This is a genomic window from Brevundimonas sp. Bb-A, from assembly GCF_009394735.1.
Classification (GTDB): Bacteria; Pseudomonadota; Alphaproteobacteria; order Caulobacterales; family Caulobacteraceae; genus Brevundimonas; species Brevundimonas aurantiaca.
The window spans coordinates 1-18,100 of sequence record NZ_CP045456.1 but is presented as its reverse complement, the minus strand read 5'-3'; the positions used below and the strand labels follow the sequence as shown (position 1 = coordinate 18,100).

Sequence of the window (18,100 nt, the reverse complement as noted above, 5' to 3'; positions counted from 1 at the left end):
ACGGCAGTTTCTTTCGCGTGCGGCGACGCGCATCGGCCATGGCATGACGCCGTCGGGCCGCGCACCGCCAGTCCCGACGGAGCCTCAAAGACGAGGCCTGCGGGGTGGATCGGGCGCCGCCCCGCGTGTCCGGGCAGCGAATGACTATGAGGAGCCGGCGGCTGCTACAGTCAGGTCCGAAAGGGGACCCACACGCGCTGGAGACGCCGGAGATCGCGATTGTGCGATGCAGCGCAAATGGGCGCTTCGGCCGCGAAAGTCAAGTTGAAGACACGCCGTCCCGCCGTCCGCGCAGAAACAGCAGGGCCGAGCCCCCCACCAGCACCAGGCCCGCAAGGCTGGTCGCATAGGCGGCGCCGGTGAAGAAGGGCAGCCAGGGCAGGTCCACGACGGCGAAGTTCTTGAACAGCAGCAGGGCCACACTGCCCAGATAGCCGGTGGCGTCGGCCAAGTAGATCAGAAAGCCGGCGGTGGCGACTGTGCCGGAATAGGCGATCATCCGGTCGAACAGCATGGCGTTGAAGGGGGTGTAGGCCAGATAAAGCCCCGCGCCGCCCGCGATCATCCAGGCGATCGGCGACATCAAACCATGCTGGAAGGCCAGGGTGGACAGGCCCAATAGTGCGAAACCGGCCAGTATGACCCCATGCATGAGCAGGAGGGCGCGGCCGTTGTTCTTGACCGCGATCAGAACGCCCATGGCGACCAGAGACAGGACCGCGACCGGGCCTTCGCTGGCGGTGAAGACCGAGGCGGCGTCGCCATAGCCCAGGGCCCGCCAGATCTCGGCGGCGAAGTTGTCGCGCAGGTCTCGGAAGGCCGTCAGCAGCACATAGGCGGCGATCAGCAGGACCAGCACCGGCCAGTGGCGCGCCAGAAAGGCGGCCCGCTCCCCCGCCATCATCGGGCGGCGGGCGACCCGCTCGGCCTCATCGGCGGGACTGGGCGGGGGCAGGGCGGCCAGGGCCAAAACCGAAACGGCCAGCAGGGGCATGAAGACCACCCCGACGGCCGCCGGCATCCAGAAGGGGCTGACGTGCTGATGCTCCATCAGGGCCTTGCCGACCGATTTCACAACGCCGGAAGACAGGATGAAGCTGGCGCACAATATGGCGCCCAGCACCTCGCTGGTGCGCCGCCCCTCCATGAAGCCGAACACCAGGCCCCAGATCAGGCCCAAGGGCAGGCCGTTCAGGAACAGGGCGGCGACGTTCCACGGCGCCGGCGTCACCGCGAACAGCACCAGGGCGAGCCAGGACGCCCCGATCAGCAGCACGATGGCCAGGGCGCGGCGTTCGGCCCGCATTTCGGCGATCACCTTGACCCCGATCAGCTTGGACAGGGCGTAGCCGGCGACCTGGGCGATCACCAGGGCGATCTTATAGTCCAGGGCGAAGTCCCATCCGGGCACGACGTCGAAGGTCGCCGCCGTAAAGGGTTTGCGGAAGGCGTACATGGAAAAATAGGCGCAGAAACCCGCCAGACCCGCGAACAGGACGAAGACGACAGGATTCGCCTGGGCCAGCCACGACCGCATCCGTTTCATCATTTGACATCATCCCGTTGCACTCGCGTGGTCTAGACCACTGCTGCGACGCTTGGATGACGAGGACGAGGATGACGGAGAGACGCTACGACGTCGCTGTGGTGGGCGCGGGGATCGTCGGCCTGGCCTGCGCCCTGGCGGCCGCGCGGCGGGGTCTGTCGGTCGTGGTGATCGACCGCGACGCCCAGGCCAACGGCGCCTCGATCCGCAATTTCGGCTTCGTCACCGTCACGGGCCAGCCGCGGGGGAAGGTCTGGAGCCGCGCCCACCGCAGCCGCGCCATCTGGGATGAGGCGGCGCGCGAGGCGGACGTGCCGGTCCTGCAACGCGGGCTGTGGCTGCCCGTGCGCCGGCCCGAGGCTGCGGCCGTGCTGGAGGCCTTCACGGCCACCGAAATGGGCGAAGGGTGTCGATTGATGTCGGGGGAGGAGGCGCGGGCGCGCGCGCCGCAGATCATCGGCCCCCAGACTGTCGCCGCCCTGTGGAGCCCCCACGAGCTGCGCGTGGATTCCCGCATCGCCATCCCGCGTCTGGCCGCCTGGCTGGCGGATCGCTTCGGCGTCGCGTTTCGGCGACAGACCGCCGTCCAGACCGTCGAGCCGCCGCGCCTCGTCACCAGTCGGGGCGTGGTGGAGGCCGAGCGGATGGTGGTCTGTCCCGGCGACGACCTGGTCAGCCTGTTCCCCGATCAAATGGCCCAGGCGGGCGTGACCCGGTGCAAGCTTCAGATGATGCGGCTGGCCTCGCCCGGCTTTGATCTGCCCGCTCCGGTCATGTCGGACCTGGGCCTGGTGCGCTACGGCGGTTACGCCGCCCTGCCGGAGGCGGCCGCCCTGCGCGCGCGGCTGGAGGCGGAGCAGGGCCAGGCCCTGACGAACGGGGTCCATCTGATCGCGGTCCAGGACGCCGACGGCGCCCTGGTCATGGGCGACAGCCACCATGACGCGGCCACGCCGGACCCCTTCGCCAGCGAGGCGGTCGATCAGCTGATCCTGGACGAATGGCGCGCCGCCACCGGCCAGCCCGCCCCGCCGGTGCTCCAGCGCTGGACCGGAACCTACGCCCGAGGCCCCCAGGCCGATCTGATCGCGGCGCCGCACCCGGCCGTGCGCCTGGCCCTCATCACCGCCGGCAACGGCGCCTCCACCGGCTTCGCCTTCGGCGAAGAGGTGATTGCAGACCTGTTTCAGGAGACGTGACCATGACCCCCATCCGCGACAGTTTCGACATGGTCGTTTTCGACTGGGCCGGCACCATGGTCGATTTCGGCAGCCGGGCCCCTGTTCTGGCCCTGATGGAGGCCTTCGCCGCCTTGGACACGCCCGTGACGGAGGACGAGGCGCGCCGCGACATGGGCCGGGCCAAGGCCGATCACGTGCGGGCCCTGTTCGAACAGCCCCGCGTCAATGAGGCCTGGCGGGCGGCGCACGGCGCGGCGCCCGATACGGCGGCGGTCGAACGGGTCATGGGCGAACTCCAGCAGCCGATGATCCGCCTGGCCCAGGAAACGGCGGACCTGATCCCCGGCGCCGCCGAGGTCGTGGCCCGGCTGCGGGGCGAGGGTCTGAAGATCGCCTCCTGCACCGGCTATACGCGCGAGATGATGCAGGCGGTCCTGCCCCGTGCGGCCGACCAGGGTTACGCCCCCGACCTGGTGGTCTGCGCCCATGAGACGCCTCAGGGACGGCCGTCGCCCCTGATGATCTACAAGGCCTGCGCCGATCTGGGCGTCTGGCCCCTGTCGCGCGTGGTCAAGGTGGATGACGCCGAGGTGGGGATCGCCGAGGGGCGCAACGCCGGCTGTTTCACCATCGGGGTCGCCGCGTCCGGCAATCTGACGGGGCTGACGGCCCAGGCCCTGGCCGAGCTGGATGCGGACGAACGGTCGGCCCGGCTGGCCGCAGCCGCCGATCGTCTGCTGAAGGCGGGCGCCGACCGGGTCATCGACACGGTGGCGGATCTGATCCCGGCCCTGGAGGCCGAGGCGGCGCGGAGGGCCTGATCGCCCGAGGGCTTAACGCACCCGGATGTCGACGCTGATCTTCAGGGCGTCGTGGCGCCAGTATTCGCGGTCGAATTCGACCACCCGGCCCTGGGCGTCATAACTGGTTCGGACCACGTTCAGGCCGGGCAGGCCCGACTTGACCTGTAACGCCTCGGCCTCGCCGCGCGTCAGGGCGCAGGGCTGCATGTCCACCCGGTTGCGGGCCACGGCGATGTTGTAGGCGGACTTCAGCACGCTGGTCAGGGAGCCGTCCAGCGGATGGCTGAGCAGGTCCGGGGCCATGGCGGCGTCCACGACGATGGTCTCCACCAGAACCGCACGGCCGTCGACCGAACGCCGGCGGCGGATGCGGTACATGGGGGCCCCCACCGGTCGGCCGAAGATCGGCGCCAGGACCGGGGTGCAGGCGATCTCGGTCTTGCTCAGGGTTTCGGTGGTCGGCCGGCGTCCCTGGGCCTCCACATAGGACATGAAACCCTCCCAGCGCGTCGGATCATAGACGACGGGCGGGGGCGAGACGTACCAGCCGCTGCGGTCCTTTCGATAGATGACCCCCTCGGCCTCGAGCTGGAACAGGGCTTCGCGGATCGTGCCGCGCGCCACGCCGCCGCCGACCTGCAACTGACGTTCGGAGGGCAGGCGTTCGCCGGGCTTCAACTCTCCGCCCGCGATCCGCGCGGCGATGGCGTCGCGCACCCCGAGGTAATGGAGACTGTCCGGCTGCGTCATGGAATCGCTCAAACGACGGTCGATTCCCGCCCGGTCGGAAGATGCGAATTCGAGCATTGCGGGTCAAGCGAGCCGGGTCCGCCCACGGATGGTTCAGACATCCGCCGCGCAAGCTTCATGAAAATTTCGCCGAAGGTGACCGCCCTTCTGGTCTATACCAAAAATGAAGAGGGGGATTTGATCCATGTCAAATGATCGTCGGTCTTTCCTGCGGGGCGCTCTGGGCGGCGCGGCCGCCGGCGCGGCCCTGAACCTGCTGCCCGCCACGGTGCGCAAGGCGATGGCCATTCCCGCCAACAACGCCACCGGCACCATCATGGACGTCGAACACGTGGTCATCTTCATGCAGGAGAACCGCGCCTTCGATCACTATTTCGGCGCGCTGAACGGGGTGCGCGGCTTCGGCGATCCGCGCCCCCAACGGCTGCCTGGCGGGGCCAGCGTCTGGCGTCAGCCCAGCGACCAGCACCCCGACGGCTTCGTCATTCCCTTCCATGGGGATTCCCGCACCACCAACGCCTATACGGTCGACGGGTCGGACCAGGGCCACAAGGCCGCCGTCACCATCGTCAACGGCGGCCGTTATGACCAGTGGGGCCATTCCGGCGAGCTGCATAAGCGGATGGCCTATTACAAGGCCTCGGACCTGCCCTTCTACTACGCCCTGGCCAGCGCCTTCACCGTCTGCGACGCCTATCACTGCTCGACCCTGACCCAGACCTATCCGAACCGGCTGCACCTCTGGACCGGCTGCAACGGCGGCGGAAAGGTCGGCGGCGACCCCGAGATGAGCAACTACGGCGAGGACGAGACGCCCAGCGCCGACATGGCCGAAGACATGGAGATGGCGCGCGGTCCGCATGACTGGACCACCTACGCCGAACGGCTCCAGGCGGCGGGCGTCAGCTGGAAGGTCTATCAGGAGTACAACAATTTCGGCGACAACATCCTGTCGGTCTTCAAGCCCTTCCGGCCCTGCCCCAAGGAGTCGCCCCTGTATCAGCGCGGCCGGTCCTGGGTGTCGGAGCATAAGACCGGCCCGGACCGCACCCGATCGGACGGCGAGCAGCTGGTGGAGGCCTTCCGCGCCGACATAGCGGGCGGGCGCCTGCCGCAGGTGTCCTGGATCGTGACGGCGCGGGATCTGTCGGAACATCCCGACGCCGAGCCGTCCAAGGGCGAGCACGTCTGCGCCCAGCTGATCGAGGCCCTGGTCGATCACCCGGAGGTCTTCTCCAAGACCGTCTTCATCGTCAACTATGACGAGGCCGGCGGCTTCTACGATCATATCCAGCCGCCGATGCCGCCCCTGACGCCGGACCAGGGCCACAGCACCGTCTCCGTCGCCGGCGAGGCCAAGGTCTATGGGTCCGACGCCGATCCGGCCCATCGCGGCGCCCATCCGCTGGGCCTGGGCATTCGGGTGCCCGCAATCGTGGTCTCGCCCTGGAGCCGCGGCGGCTTCGTCTGTTCGGAGGTGTTCGACCACACCTCGACGCTGCAGTTCCTGGAAAAGCGTTTCGGCGTTCGGGAGGAGAACATCAGCGACTGGCGTCGGACCGTCTGCGGCGACCTGACGTCGGCCTTCGACTTCGCGCGTCCCAACCAGGACTGGGCCGCCCTGTCTCTGCCCGCCACGGCCGACTACATGCAGCGCGTGGCCCGCTCCAAGGCCGCGCCGACCCTGCGGATTCCCGAGCGCCAGGTTCCGGCCGTTCAGGACGGGCCGCAGCGGGGCGCCCGCCCTCTGCCCTATGATTTGGCCGCCCAGGCCCGCATCGCCGACGGGGCGGTCTGGATCGACCTGGTCAACCGCGGCCGCACCGGCGCGGTCTTCCAGGTGTTCGACGCCACTGATCGCGCAGGCCCCTGGCGCTTCACCCTCGCCGCCGGAGAGACCTACGCGGCCGGACACTGGAACACCGGCCGGCCGGGCCCTTATGATCTGACGGTTCACGGCCCCAACGGCTTCTACCGCCGCTTCGCGGGCGACGCCGCCCAGCCCCAGCCGCAGGTGATGATCGCCACAGACGCCAGGGGCGTGCTGACCGTGGGCGTGACGGGCGTGGGCGAGGAGGCCGCCCTGGCGGTGCTGGACATGGACCCCGCCTATCCCCTGTCCGAAGGCGAGGCGCGGCGTCGGCTGACCGTCCGGCCCGGCGCAGCGTCGCAATCGACCTGGGACCTGCGCGGCAGCGACCACTGGTACGACCTGACGGTGAGCCTGGAGAATGATCCGACCTTCATCCAGAGGCTGGCCGGTCATGTGGAGACCGGCCGCCCCAGCCGCACCGATCCGGCCATCGGGCGGATGCGCCTGTGACCCCCGCTCTTTCGACCGCTGCTTACGACGGAAATTTGATGACCTCTCCCGTGGACGCCGACGCCTTCGTCTCTGAACTTTCGGACCTGTTCGCCCGGCTGGGCGGGCTGCATTACGGGGAGGACGTCACCCAGCTGGAGCATGCGGTGCAGACGGCGCACCATGCCCAGGCGGACGGGGCTCCGCCCGCCCTGGTGGCGGCGGCCTTGCTGCACGACGTCGGCCACATGATGCAGAAGGCCGGCGAGGACGCCGCCGACCGGGGCATCGACACCCGTCACGAACACATCAGCGCCGGCTATCTGGCCCGCGCCTTTGGACCTGAAGTGACCGAGCCGGTCCGACTGCATGTGGCGGCCAAACGGTGTCTGGCCGCCACGGCGCCGGGCTATGTTGATCGGCTGAGCGCCGCCTCGCTTCAGAGCCTGGCCTTGCAGGGGGGACCGATGAGCCCGGCCGAGGTGGAGGAATTCATGGCCTTGCCGGCGGCCGAAGCCGCCCTTCGGCTGCGCCGCTACGACGAACTGGGCAAGGCCCAGGGCGTCGAGGTCGCCGGTTTCGAGGCCTATCGCGCCCTTCTCTGCGACCTGATCAACCGCAGGGCGGAAGCCTAGTTTTCATTTCAACGAATGGGGGTTGTTGAATGAGTGAAGGTTCCAGTCGTCATCGCTCCGGATAGCCGGAGCACAAGACATCGGCCCGCCGGTCCCGGCGGCGCCGTCGCAATCCAATAGTTTTCGGCCCGGGTCTGGGTCGAGCGGTTGATGCAGTCAGGGCGCGCCCGCGCGTCGCTGATCGCTGACGCCTGCCCTGAGCGGACCCAGACGGCCGATCCGACCACACATCAGGATCAATGGAGACAGTCATGTCGCGTCATCTCATGGCCCAGGAACGGGCCGTTCATCGTCACACCATCGCCCGGACCGGCCTGCGCGCCGTCCTCATGGCGGGTTCCGCCGCCCTGGTCGCGGGCGCCGCCCACGCCCAGACCGCCACGCCGCAACCGAAGCCCGCCGAGGTGGAGGAGGTCGTCGTGACCGGTCAGCGCCTCAGCACAGCCAACGCCATCGAGGCCCAGCGCCGCTCGGGCGTGGTGTCCAGCGTGATTTCGTCCGACGACCTGGGCAAGCTGCCCGACGCCAACGTCGCCGACGCCCTGGCCCGCGCGCCGGGCATCAACGTCGTCGTGAACCAGGAGACGGGCGAGGGCGAATATGTCTCGGTGCGCGGCCTGGCCGGCACCTTCAACGCCTATTCGATCAACGGCGTCCGCGTCGCCCTGACCGATCCCGACAGCCGCAAGATGTCGATGACGGTCCTGCCGCCCAACGGCCTGAAGAGCATCACCGTCTCCAAGACCCTGACGCCGGACATGGACGGCGACGCCATCGGCGGCTCCGTCAACTTCCAGACCCCCACGGCCTTCGATTTCGCCCGCCCGGTGGCGCGCGCCTTCCTCAGCTATGGGATCAACGACCGCGCCCGCGAGCAGGATGAAAAGGACGGCGCCGGTCAGGTCCAGCTGGACTTTGCCAGCCGCCTGCCGTCCGACAGCCGTTTCGGCGCCTTCGTCTCCTTCAACTACGGCAAGAGCAACGGCCTGAACGAAGAGACCGAGAACGACGGCGAGTGGGAGCCCTATCGCTGGCGTCGGAACAGCACCGAAGAGATCGACGATCGTTCGATGTACCTGCCGGGCATCGACCTGGACTACCGTCGCATCGAGCAAGAGCGGTTCGGCGGGAACTTCTCGATCGACTATCGCGGGGACACGAACGACTTCTATCTGCGCGGTCAGTACAGCCGTCTGGAACGGACCGGCACCAATGACTACACCGACTTCCGCAGCCGCAAGACCAAACGCCTGCAACAGGTCGATCTGGAAGACACCAGCCTGATCCAGCCGGACAATGCGGTCGTCGGCTTCGGCGCCAAGGGCCGAATTTACAGCTACACCACCGCCCAGATCAAAGACTTCGACGCCGACGGCGTGATCACGGACGCGGACCGTCAGAGCAGCTCGTCCTACTGGTCCCTGTTCGGCCGGTCCGGCGTGTGGAAGCCCGAGACCTTCCAGTTCGCCCGCACCTTCCAGACCCTGGACCAGACCTCGACCCTGGGCACCATCAACCTGGGCGGCCAGAGCCGTCTGAACCGCCTGACTCTGGATTACGACCTCAGCTACAGCGCCGGCGAGAAGGGCGGACCGGACAGCTTCTCCGTCGGCTATAACTGCGACGCCTGCTCGGCGCCGTTCAACCAGACGGGCCTCTTGTGGTCGTCCTATGATCCGCGCTTCCCCATGCCGCAACTGCCGGCCTTCGCCCAGAACGCGCCGAACGATCCCAATCTGCTGCCCTATGACGGCGGCGGCCGCAGCCGCGACAAACAGACCGACGCGCGCACGGCGTTCAAGTTCGACGCCGTCTATGAGATGGAAGGCCTCGTCCGTCATCTGAAGGCGGGCGTGAAGATCCTGCGGTCCGAGCGGGAGTACGACTCGACCCCGATCTGGGGCGGCTCGTTCGACAATACGCCGCTGGCGGGCAAGAGCCTGGGGCAGTCGGGCCTGATCGACCGCGAGGTCCGCAACGTTCTGAACGGCCGGTACTACTACGGCGCCATCCTGAACCGCGACAAGGTGACGGCCGCCATCGAGGCCGCCCAGAAGGCCAATCCGGTCAACTATTCCTACGCCGATCTGAACTCGAGCGATAAGAGCGGTGAGGAGACCATCTACGCCGGTTACGGCTTGGCCAGCTTCCAGCTCAACGATCTGGACGTGGTCGCCGGGGTGCGCGTCGAACACACGGAAGTCACCAACACCAACTGGATCGAAGACGGCGACCGGAGCGGCTTCGGCGACACCGACAGCCACTACACCAACGTCCTGCCCAGCGTGACGGCGGTCTATCGCCCGTCGGAAAACTTCGTCTATCGCGGCGCGATCTGGACCAGCTTCTCCCGGCCCGAGTTCAGCAACATCTCGCGTGGCGTCAGCGTCGGCCGGGCAAAGCCGAGGCCGGGCGAGACCCTGGGCGAGATCGTCTCCATCAGCCAGGGCAATCCCGACCTGAAACCGGCCGAGGCCCTGAACCTGGACGTTTCGGCTGAATACTACCCCGACCGTTCCAGCCTGGTGTCGATCGGCGTCTTCCACAAGAAGATCGACCACTTCATCTTCACCAACGGCAGCGCGGTCGATGCTCCCACCCAGGAAGGCGTGATCACCATCACTCAGCCCAAGAACGGTGAGACGGCCCGGATCACGGGTGTCGAGCTGAACCTGATCAAGTCGTTCGAGGGCATGGCCGCGCCCTTCGACGGCTTCGGGGTCGAGGCCAATCTGACCCGCCAGGTCAGCGAGGCCGAGACGGGTCTGGACTACCGCAGGGGGCGCAAGATCTCCTTCATCCAGGCGCCGGATTTGATCTACAACGCCTCTCTGACCTATCAGAAGTATGGCCTCGAAGCCCGGCTGTCCTATCAGTATCAGGGCGCCTATATCGAAGACCTGCGCGATAACGCCGTGGACAAATGGGTCCAGCCCAACAAGAGCCTGGACTTCCACTCGCGCTACACCTTCCGTCCCGGCCTGACGATGGACTTCGACGTCCAGAACATCCTGGACGGCCACCGCTACTATACGACCAAGGGCGAAAGCCCCTCCTATCAGAAGGACTATATGGAACCCGGCCGGAACTTCCTGGTCCGCCTGGCCTATTCCTACTGATCCAGAACCTGGGCGAAACCGGCTGGGGGACGTTCCCTCCAGCCGGACTTCGCTCAGCCCGTCAAACCCTGACGCCAAACTGAACCGCCCCCGATCGCAGGATCGGGGGCGGCTTTTTTCGATGGGGGGGTAGGGGACCGAGGGTCAGACGTCGACGGCGGCGTCCAGGGCGTTTTCCTGGATGAAGTCGCGGCGGGGTTCGACCACGTCGCCCATCAGCTTGGCGAACAGGTCGTTGGCGTCTTCCTCGTGCTCGACCGAGACCTGCAGCAGGGTGCGGGCGTTGGCGTCCAGCGTCGTCTCCCACAGCTGTTCCGGGTTCATCTCGCCCAGACCCTTGTAGCGCTGGATGGCCAGGCCCTTCTTGCCGGCGTCCAGCACCGCGTTCAGCAGGTCCAGCGGCCCGCGGATGGTCGTGGACTTGTCCTTGCGGCGATAGGTGGCGGGGGCGGCGAAGACGCCGTCAAAGGCGGCGGCGCGTTCGGCCAGACGACGGGCGTCCAGCGACCGGATCAGGGTCTCTTCCAGGACGATGGTCTCCTGAACGGCCCGGCGGGTGCGGGTGAAGATGACCGCGCCCTGTTCGCCCGGCGCGCCGGTCCAGTCGCCGTCGCCTTCTTCGGCATAGAGGTTCAGGCGAACGGCGGCGGCTGACGCCGCCTCGGCGGTGTCGGCGTTCTCGGTGAACAGACCGGCCAGGGCCGCCTGTTCGATGGCGAAGGCGGGGGCGCGCTGGCTGAGGCGGTCGACCCCGGCCTTGAAGGCCTTGGCCTCGCGCACCAGGGCCTGCAGGTCCAGACCCAGGCGACGTTCGCCGGTGGACAGGTCCAGCTCGGCCTCGGACGAGCCTTCCTCGATCAGATAGGCGTCCATCTCGGCCTGGTCTTTCAGGTAGCGCGACTGCTTGCCCTTGGAGACCTTATAGAGGGGCGGCTGGGCGATGTAGACGTGGCCGCGCGTGATCAGCTCGGGCATCTGCCGATAGAAGAAGGTCAGCAGCAGGGTGCGGATGTGGGCGCCGTCGACGTCGGCGTCCGCCATCAGGATGATCTTGTGATAGCGCAGCTTGTCGGCGTTGAAGTCGTCGCGGCCGATGCCGGTGCCCAGCGCCAGGATCAGGGTGCCGATCAGGTCCGACGACAGCATCCGGTCGAACCGGGCGCGTTCGACGTTCAGGATCTTGCCGCGCAGGGGCAGGACGGCCTGGTTCTCGCGGTTGCGCGCCTGTTTGGCCGAGCCGCCGGCGCTGTCGCCCTCGACGATGAACAGTTCGGACTTGGCGGGATCGCGTTCCTGGCAGTCGGCCAGCTTGCCGGGCAGGGAGCTGATCTCCAGCGCCGACTTGCGGCGGGTCAGGTCGCGGGCCTTGCGCGCCGCTTCACGGGCGGAGGCGGCCTCGATGATCTTGGCGACGATCATCTTGGCCTCGACCGGATGTTCCTCGAACCAGGTGGACAGGCCTTCCGAGCACAGGGCCTCAACGGCCGGCCGCACCTCGGAGGAGACCAGCTTGTCCTTGGTCTGGCTGGAGAATTTGGGGTCCGGCACCTTGACCGACAGGACGCAGGTCAGGCCCTCGCGCGCGTCCTCGCCGGTCGGGGCGACCTTCTCCTTCTTCGCCAGGCCCGAGCTTTCGATATAGCCGCCCATGACGCGGGTCAGGCTGGCGCGGAAGGCCGACAGGTGGGTGCCCCCATCCCGCTGGGGGATGTTGTTGGTGAAGCACAGCATGGTCTCGTGGTAGCTGTCGTTCCACCACAGGGCGAGATCGAGCTCGATCCCCTCCTTCTTGCCGCGAATGACGATGACGTCCTTCAGCAGGGGCTGCTTCGACTTGTCCAGGTGGCGCACAAAGGCCTCGACCCCGCCCTCATAGTGCAGGGTGACGTCGATCGGCTCGGCGTGGCGCATGTCGGCCAGGCGGATGACCACGCCCGAGTTCAGGAAGGCCAGTTCCCTTAAGCGGTGCTCCAGCGTCTTGAAGTCGAAGTCGATGTGGCTGAAGGTCGTGATCGAGGGGAAGAAGGTCACCTCGGTGCCGCTCAGGGGCTGACCGGCCTTGTCGCCCGTGGTGCGGATCGGCGCCGTGCCGGTGACTTCCAGCGACTTGACCGTGTCGCCGCGCTCGAACCGCATCTGGTGCTGCTTGCCGTCACGGTAGATCTTCAGCTCCAGCCAGTCGGACAGGGCGTTGACCACTGACACGCCCACGCCGTGCAGGCCGCCGGAGACCTTGTAGGAGTTCTGGTCGAACTTACCCCCGGCGTGCAGCTGGGTCATGATGACCTCGGCCGCCGACACGCCTTCCTCGGCGTGGATGTCGGTCGGGATGCCCCGGCCGTTGTCGGTCACCGTCACCGAGCCGTCGGCGTTCAGAATGACCTGGACCAGGTCCGCGTGGCCGGCCAGGGCCTCGTCGATGGCGTTGTCCACCACCTCATAGACCATGTGATGCAGGCCCGAGCCGTCGTCCGTATCGCCGATATACATGCCGGGACGCTTGCGCACCGCGTCCAGGCCTTTGAGAACCTTGATGGAATCGGCGCCGTATTCGGGCTGTTCGGCAATCGGATCGGTCATGAAATCTTTGGCTCTGAAGTCCCGACCGGGACGGGGAGTGAGCGCCGCTCAGGGCCCTCGAATCGACGACGGGATCGCACCGCGTCGAAGCCCGCAACATATAGGAAATTTCGGCGAAAAAGCGAGGAATTCCGGCGTGGATTCCTAGTCGCGCTCCAGCGCCCCGCCGGCGACGCGGACGAACTGGGCGCGGCCCTCCAGACCGGCGAACAGGCCCCGTTCGGTGCCGGTCATGAAGGCCTGCAGATCCAGGGCTGTGATCTCGTCGAACAGGGCGGCGCGGCGGGCTTCGTCCAGGTGGGCGGGCGCTTCGTCCAGCAGCAGGACGGGGCGGGCGGCCCCGGCGGCTTCAGGGTGCGAGAGGCGGCTGATCTGGGCCAGGATCAGGTTCAGGACCAGGGCCTTCTGCTCGCCGGAAGAGCCCTCGGCGGCGGGGCGGTTCTTTTCGCGATGAAGCGCGGTCAGGTCGGTGCGGTGCGGCCCGAACAGGGAGCGGCCGGCGGCGCCGTCGCGGGCGCGGGCGCGGGCCAGGCCGTCGCGGATGGCGGCGGCGATTTCGTCTTCTTCGGCGCCGCCCTCGGCCATCTGTTCGGCGGGGCCGTCCAGGCCCAGGTCGGCCTGGGGGAAGGGACGGTCGCGGCGGGCGTCGATGGCGGCCTGGAGCGCCTGCAGGGCGGCGACGCGGGCCAGGGCCGCGCGCGCGCCGGCCTCGCCCAGCCGGGCCTCCAGGGCGTCCAGCCAGACGGGGTCGGCCTCGCGTCCGTCCTGCGCGTCGTTCAGAAGTCGCAGCCGCTCGCGCAGGGCCTTTTCATAGGCGGAGACGGCGGCGGCGTGGTCAGGATCGGCGGCGAAGACCAGTCGGTCGAAGAACTTCAGCCGCTCGGCCCGGGCGTCGGAGAACAGCCGGTCCTGCTCGGGCGTGGCCCAGACCGGGCGCAGATAGTCGAGCAACCGCCCTGGCTGGGCCGTCTCGCCGTCGATCCGCACGATGCGTCGCGCCGCGCCCGCCGTCTGGACGCCGGTGCCCAGCCGCGTCTCGTCGTCCAGTTCGACCATGACGGCCCAGGCGCGGCCCACCGCCTCGCCGGGCTCACGCCGCCCCATCTCGGCGGCGGTCGCGCCCCGCAACCCCTTGCCGGGGGTCAGAAGGCTTATCGCCTCCAGCAGATTGGTCTTGCCCGCCCCGTTCGGGCCGTGAAGCACCACCGGGCCGGAGGCGAGCTCCAGCCGTGCGCTCGAATAGGAGCGGAAGTCGGTGAGGGTTAAAGCCTGTATCAAATCTGTCCGCTCAGCCGGAGCCGTATCGACGAAGCCATTCGTCGAACGTATCGCGAAGATCGCGCACGGAACCTTGCCATCCCATGCCTAGCGACGCATCCATGTCGAGCGATGGCTTTTGCCAACTTTCGACAGCGGTTACGCCGGGCCGATAGCGCCAGCCGACATGCTCGCGATTGTTGTTGGAGTCTTGAGCGATTCCGAAGGCCTCGACGTCTTTCCAACGGATGAATCGGACCCCTGCTTCATCCCTGATGGTGAAGCCTGACGGGACCAACACAATAGTCGGCTTTAGAATGAAGCGTCGCGTCAGAAGATGGCCCACATAGCCGAACCAGAGCGCCATTGCGGCATACACCAAGGCGACCAGCCAGAACGACCAGTTGCTTGCCAAACTCGTCCACACCGTCAGCGCCTGATCGCTCGGAGCTGCCAGCGCCGTGATCCAGATTGGCAAGGCGAACAGCGCGAAGAAGCAGCACCAAATCCCTATTAGAGGGCCGACCGCCTTTCGTGTGTCTGCGCGCACTGTCAAAGTTGACGGAAGGTTTGGTCCATCCTGACTAATGTGGGAGGACGTCAAGCCTCGCTCTTCCGGTGAAAAAGAGGTGTCGGAATGGCGCGATCTCCAAGCCTCCAGCGCGATGCAGATGGCGTCAGGCCCGCCTTGCCAGCCTCGACCGAAATCGCCGTCCATCGTCGTCGCGGCGGAACTTTTCACGCGCGGCTTGCCATGAGCATCGCCGCGATAGTCCCATCCGACCACGCCTTCTTGGCCCAGTACAGGTGTATCGACACGGAACGTGTTCACCTGTTCCCAATGAAGGAAATGCTTCCGGCCGTTGATCCGAAAGCCAAGGCCGCGATCAGTAGGGACGATGTAATCCCCCCAGCACAGCGATCGTATCGCTTCGCCGCATAGCGCAAGCAAAACCAAACCAGGTGCAAAGATTATGAAGGCGTCGAAAACAGAACCTGTCAGAGAGCGAGTGAGCTCTTCGATGCCTTCAAGGCTGCAAAGCCAAACAAAAACGCCGACGTAGGCACCCAAGCCCAAGAATGAGATCACGAGTGGGGTCCAAACTCTCCATCTCGTTTTTCTGATCACTGTTCCGCCATGCTCATGGCTGTCAGACACGCAGCGGCATTAGCACATACTGCACGCCCGGATCGCCCGGATCGAGCACCAGCGTCGGCGAGGCCGGGTCGGCGAAGCGGAAGGCGGCGTTTTCGCCGGTGATCTGGCCGGCGACGTCCAGCAGATAGCGGGCGTTGAAGCCGATCTCGAACGGTTCGTCGGAATAGCCGATTTCGACCTCTTCCTCGGCCTGACCGGCCTCCATGTTGCGGACGGTCAGCTTTACCCGGTCGTTGTCGAAGGCCAGTTTCACCGACCGGCTCTTTTCGGCCGAGATGGTGGCCACGCGGTCGACGGCCTTGGCGAACAGGGCGTTATCGATGTCGGCCTGTTTGTCGTTGCCGCGCGGAATGACGCGCAGATAGTCCGGGAAGGCGCCGTCGATGACCTTGGAGGTCAGGCTGGCCTCGCCCAGCTGGAAGCGGATCTTTTGGGCCGAGACGGTGATCTCGACCGGGCCGCCGGCGTCGTCCAGCAGGCGGCGGACCTGATCCACCGTCTTGCGCGGCACGATCACGCCGGGGCCGCCGGCCGCGCCGTCGGGCGCCGGGGTCTCGGCCAGGGCCAGGCGGTGGCCGTCGGTGGCGACCGCGCGCAGCAGGGGCACGCCGGCCTCGGCCACCGTATGCAGATACAGGCCGTTCAGATAGTAGCGCGTCTCTTCGGTCGAGACCGCGAACCGCGTCTTGTCGATCAGGCGCGCCAGGTCTTCCTTGGGCATGACATAGGCGGCGCCGGCGCTGTCGGTCGACATGACCGGGAAATCGCCGGCCGGCAGGACCGGCAGGTTGAAGCGCGACCGACCGGCCGAAACCACCAGGCGGGGATCGTCGCCCGAATAGGTCAGGGAGACCTCGGCGCCTTCCGGCAGCTTGCGCACGATCTCATACAGGGTGTGGGCGGGGGCGGTGATCTGCCCCTCGACATTCACCGTCGCCTCGGCCTCGTCCACCATCTCCATGTCCAGATCGGTGGCGGCGAAGGCCAGACGGTCACGGCCCGCGCTCAGCAGGACGTTGGACAGGATCGGGATGGTGTTTCGACGTTCGACGACGCTCTGCACATGGCCCAGGGCCCTAAGGAGCGCGGATCGTTCGATGGTCAGTTGCATATCGTCTCGCCCGGATGCGGCGACTCAGGCTGGAGCGCCACGATAAAGGGCCTTGGACACTAGCGGATTGAGCGCAAGGAGCAAGGAAGTGGCGAGTGGTTAGTTGGCGAGTGACGAGGGATATTGGGGGCAAATCGGCGGGACGAGACGTTTTCCATTCGCTCGCCGCTCGCCGCCGACCACTCGCCGCTCGAAATCAGCCCCGCAGCTTGCGGGTCAGGGCCTCCACGTCCCGGGCGATCTGGTCGTCCTGGGCCATCAGCTCCTCGATCTTGCGCACGCCGTGCAGGACCGTGGTGTGGTCGCGCCCGCCGAAGCGACGGCCGATGTCGGGGTAGGAGCGGGTGGTGTGCTGCTTGCACAGATACATGGCCATCTGACGCGGACGGGCCACCGAACGGGTGCGGCGCTCGCTGAGCAGGTCGGCCTGTTTCAGGTTGAAATGGTCGGCGACCGTCTTCTGGATCTCGTCGACGGTGATCCGACGTTCCGGTCCGCCGCGCAGGGCGGCGCCCAGCAGGGTTGAGGCCTCGTCTACCGAGACGGACGAAAGACGGGAACCGGCGGCGGCGGCCAGGGTGTTCACCGCGCCTTCCAGCTCGCGCATCGAACCGGGGGTGCGGTCGACCAGCTGGGCCAGCACCTCGGGCGCGGCCTCCCCCTGGACGACGCCCAGGGCCGACAGAGCCTTCAGACGGTTTTGGGCCACGGCGATCTTCAGCGCCCGGTCGCCCGCCTCGACCGGGCAGGTCAGGCCGGCGGACAGATGGCTGCGCAGGCGGGGTTCCACCTCGGTCAGGGCCATGGGCGCGCGGTCGGCCGAGAAGACGATCCGTTTGCCGTCCTCGATCAGGGCGGTCAGGGTCGACAGCAGCTCCTCCTGGGTGCTCGCCTTGCCGCCGACGAACTGGACGTCGTCCAGCAGCAGCATGTCGGCCGAGCGCAGGCTTTCCTTGAAGGCGGCGGTCGAACGGTCCTGCATCGCCTTGACGAAGGTCGACAGGAAGCGTTCGGCGGTCAGATAGACCACCTTGGCCTCGGGCCGCAGGCGTTGGGCTTCCCAGGCGATGGCGTTCAGCAGGTGGGTCTTGCCGTAGCCGTAGGGGCCGCAGAAGAAGACGGGGTTGAAGTGGCCGTCGGCCCAGCTGGCCACCTGTTTGGCGATGGCCAGGGCGAAGGCGTTGCCCTGACCTTCGACGAAGCTGTCGAAGGTCAGACGCTCCTGCAGGCCAGCGGCGCGCACGGCCCGGGCGCCGTCGGCGACGGGGGCGACGGTGGGCTGGGCCAGGGCCGCCAGACGGGGAGTGGCGTCCACCACATTGCCGCCGATCACCGCCGAGGCCGGGGGCGCCGAGCTCACTTCGGCGCGGCAGCGGACGTCCAGCCGGCGGTTCAGCCGGTCCAGGCCCAGCCACAGCTCGTTCATACGCCGCAGGGCGTTCTTGCGAACCCAGTCGCGGGCGTAGGCGGTGGGGGTGACCAGGATCAGCTGACCGGCGGAATCCATCCGCACGGCCGAGGGGGCGATATAGGACGAGAAGGGGCCGTCGCCGATTTCGGCCCTCAGGCGCAACGAGGCCTCGTTCCAGATGCGGTTCGGATCCGTCATGTTCGATCCGTCCACGCCGTTCGCCGCCGCCATCGCACCCCCAACCAT

12 protein-coding genes are annotated in these 18,100 nt (G+C 67.3%); 5 read left to right on the top strand and 7 right to left on the bottom strand.

What is annotated here, in order from left to right; all coding sequences use genetic code 11:
* Nucleotides 1-259 precede the first annotated feature (259 nt).
* Nucleotides 260-1,546: a DUF5690 family protein gene (locus tag BSP_RS00060; protein ID WP_152951001.1), complete on the bottom strand. Its 1,287-nt coding sequence runs from the start codon at nt 1,544-1,546 to the stop codon at nt 260-262.
* A gap of 71 nt (nt 1,547-1,617) precedes the next feature.
* Here BSP_RS00060 and BSP_RS00055 point away from each other — a divergent pair, with 71 nt between their 5' ends.
* On the top strand, nt 1,618-2,745 hold the full coding sequence (locus BSP_RS00055) for a TIGR03364 family FAD-dependent oxidoreductase (RefSeq protein ID WP_152948859.1): 1,128 nt from the start codon (nt 1,618-1,620) through the stop codon (nt 2,743-2,745).
* A 2-nt stretch (nt 2,746-2,747) separates the two neighbouring features.
* Nucleotides 2,748-3,548 carry a phosphonoacetaldehyde hydrolase gene (gene phnX, locus BSP_RS00050; RefSeq protein ID WP_152948858.1) on the top strand — a complete coding sequence of 267 codons (801 nt, stop codon included), beginning with the start codon at nt 2,748-2,750 and terminating at the stop codon, nt 3,546-3,548.
* A gap of 12 nt (nt 3,549-3,560) precedes the next feature.
* Here phnX and BSP_RS00045 read toward each other — a convergent pair whose 3' ends face one another.
* Nucleotides 3,561-4,280, bottom strand: a complete 720-nt coding sequence (locus BSP_RS00045; RefSeq protein ID WP_054766720.1) for a UTRA domain-containing protein — start codon at nt 4,278-4,280, stop codon at nt 3,561-3,563.
* A 184-nt stretch (nt 4,281-4,464) separates the two neighbouring features.
* Between BSP_RS00045 and BSP_RS00040 the strand changes: the two genes are divergently transcribed.
* The 3 genes from BSP_RS00040 to BSP_RS00030 all read left to right on the top strand — a co-directional run bounded on the left by BSP_RS00040 (nt 4,465) and on the right by BSP_RS00030 (nt 10,336).
* Nucleotides 4,465-6,603, top strand: a complete 2,139-nt coding sequence (locus tag BSP_RS00040) for a phosphocholine-specific phospholipase C (RefSeq protein WP_152948857.1) — start codon at nt 4,465-4,467, stop codon at nt 6,601-6,603.
* 38 nt (nt 6,604-6,641) lie between these two features.
* On the top strand, nt 6,642-7,217 hold the full coding sequence (locus BSP_RS00035) for an HD domain-containing protein (RefSeq protein ID WP_054763874.1): 576 nt from the start codon (nt 6,642-6,644) through the stop codon (nt 7,215-7,217).
* 251 nt (nt 7,218-7,468) lie between these two features.
* Nucleotides 7,469-10,336, top strand: coding sequence for a TonB-dependent receptor (locus BSP_RS00030; protein WP_227975997.1), 2,868 nt, complete (start codon nt 7,469-7,471; stop codon nt 10,334-10,336).
* Nucleotides 10,337-10,480: 144 nt separating this feature from the next.
* On the opposite strand, the gene gyrB is transcribed toward BSP_RS00030, so the two are convergent.
* From gyrB to dnaA, 5 genes are all read right to left on the bottom strand, one after another.
* Nucleotides 10,481-12,916: a DNA topoisomerase (ATP-hydrolyzing) subunit B gene (gene gyrB / locus BSP_RS00025; RefSeq protein ID WP_152948855.1), complete on the bottom strand. Its 2,436-nt coding sequence runs from the start codon at nt 12,914-12,916 to the stop codon at nt 10,481-10,483.
* A gap of 144 nt (nt 12,917-13,060) precedes the next feature.
* On the bottom strand, nt 13,061-14,194 hold the full coding sequence (recF, locus tag BSP_RS00020; protein ID WP_152948854.1) for a DNA replication/repair protein RecF: 1,134 nt from the start codon (nt 14,192-14,194) through the stop codon (nt 13,061-13,063).
* Nucleotides 14,195-14,204: 10 nt separating this feature from the next.
* The gene (locus tag BSP_RS00015; protein ID WP_152948853.1) at nt 14,205-15,263 is read right to left on the bottom strand and encodes a hypothetical protein; all 1,059 of its coding nucleotides are present in this window, start codon (nt 15,261-15,263) and stop codon (nt 14,205-14,207) included.
* Between the two features lie 61 nt (nt 15,264-15,324).
* Nucleotides 15,325-16,443, bottom strand: coding sequence for a DNA polymerase III subunit beta (gene dnaN / locus BSP_RS00010; RefSeq protein ID WP_152948852.1), 1,119 nt, complete (start codon nt 16,441-16,443; stop codon nt 15,325-15,327).
* Nucleotides 16,444-16,639: 196 nt separating this feature from the next.
* A complete protein-coding gene (gene dnaA, locus BSP_RS00005) occupies nt 16,640-18,052 on the bottom strand; it encodes a chromosomal replication initiator protein DnaA (protein WP_227975996.1) in 1,413 nt (470 codons plus the stop codon).
* Nucleotides 18,053-18,100: the final 48 nt, after the last annotated feature.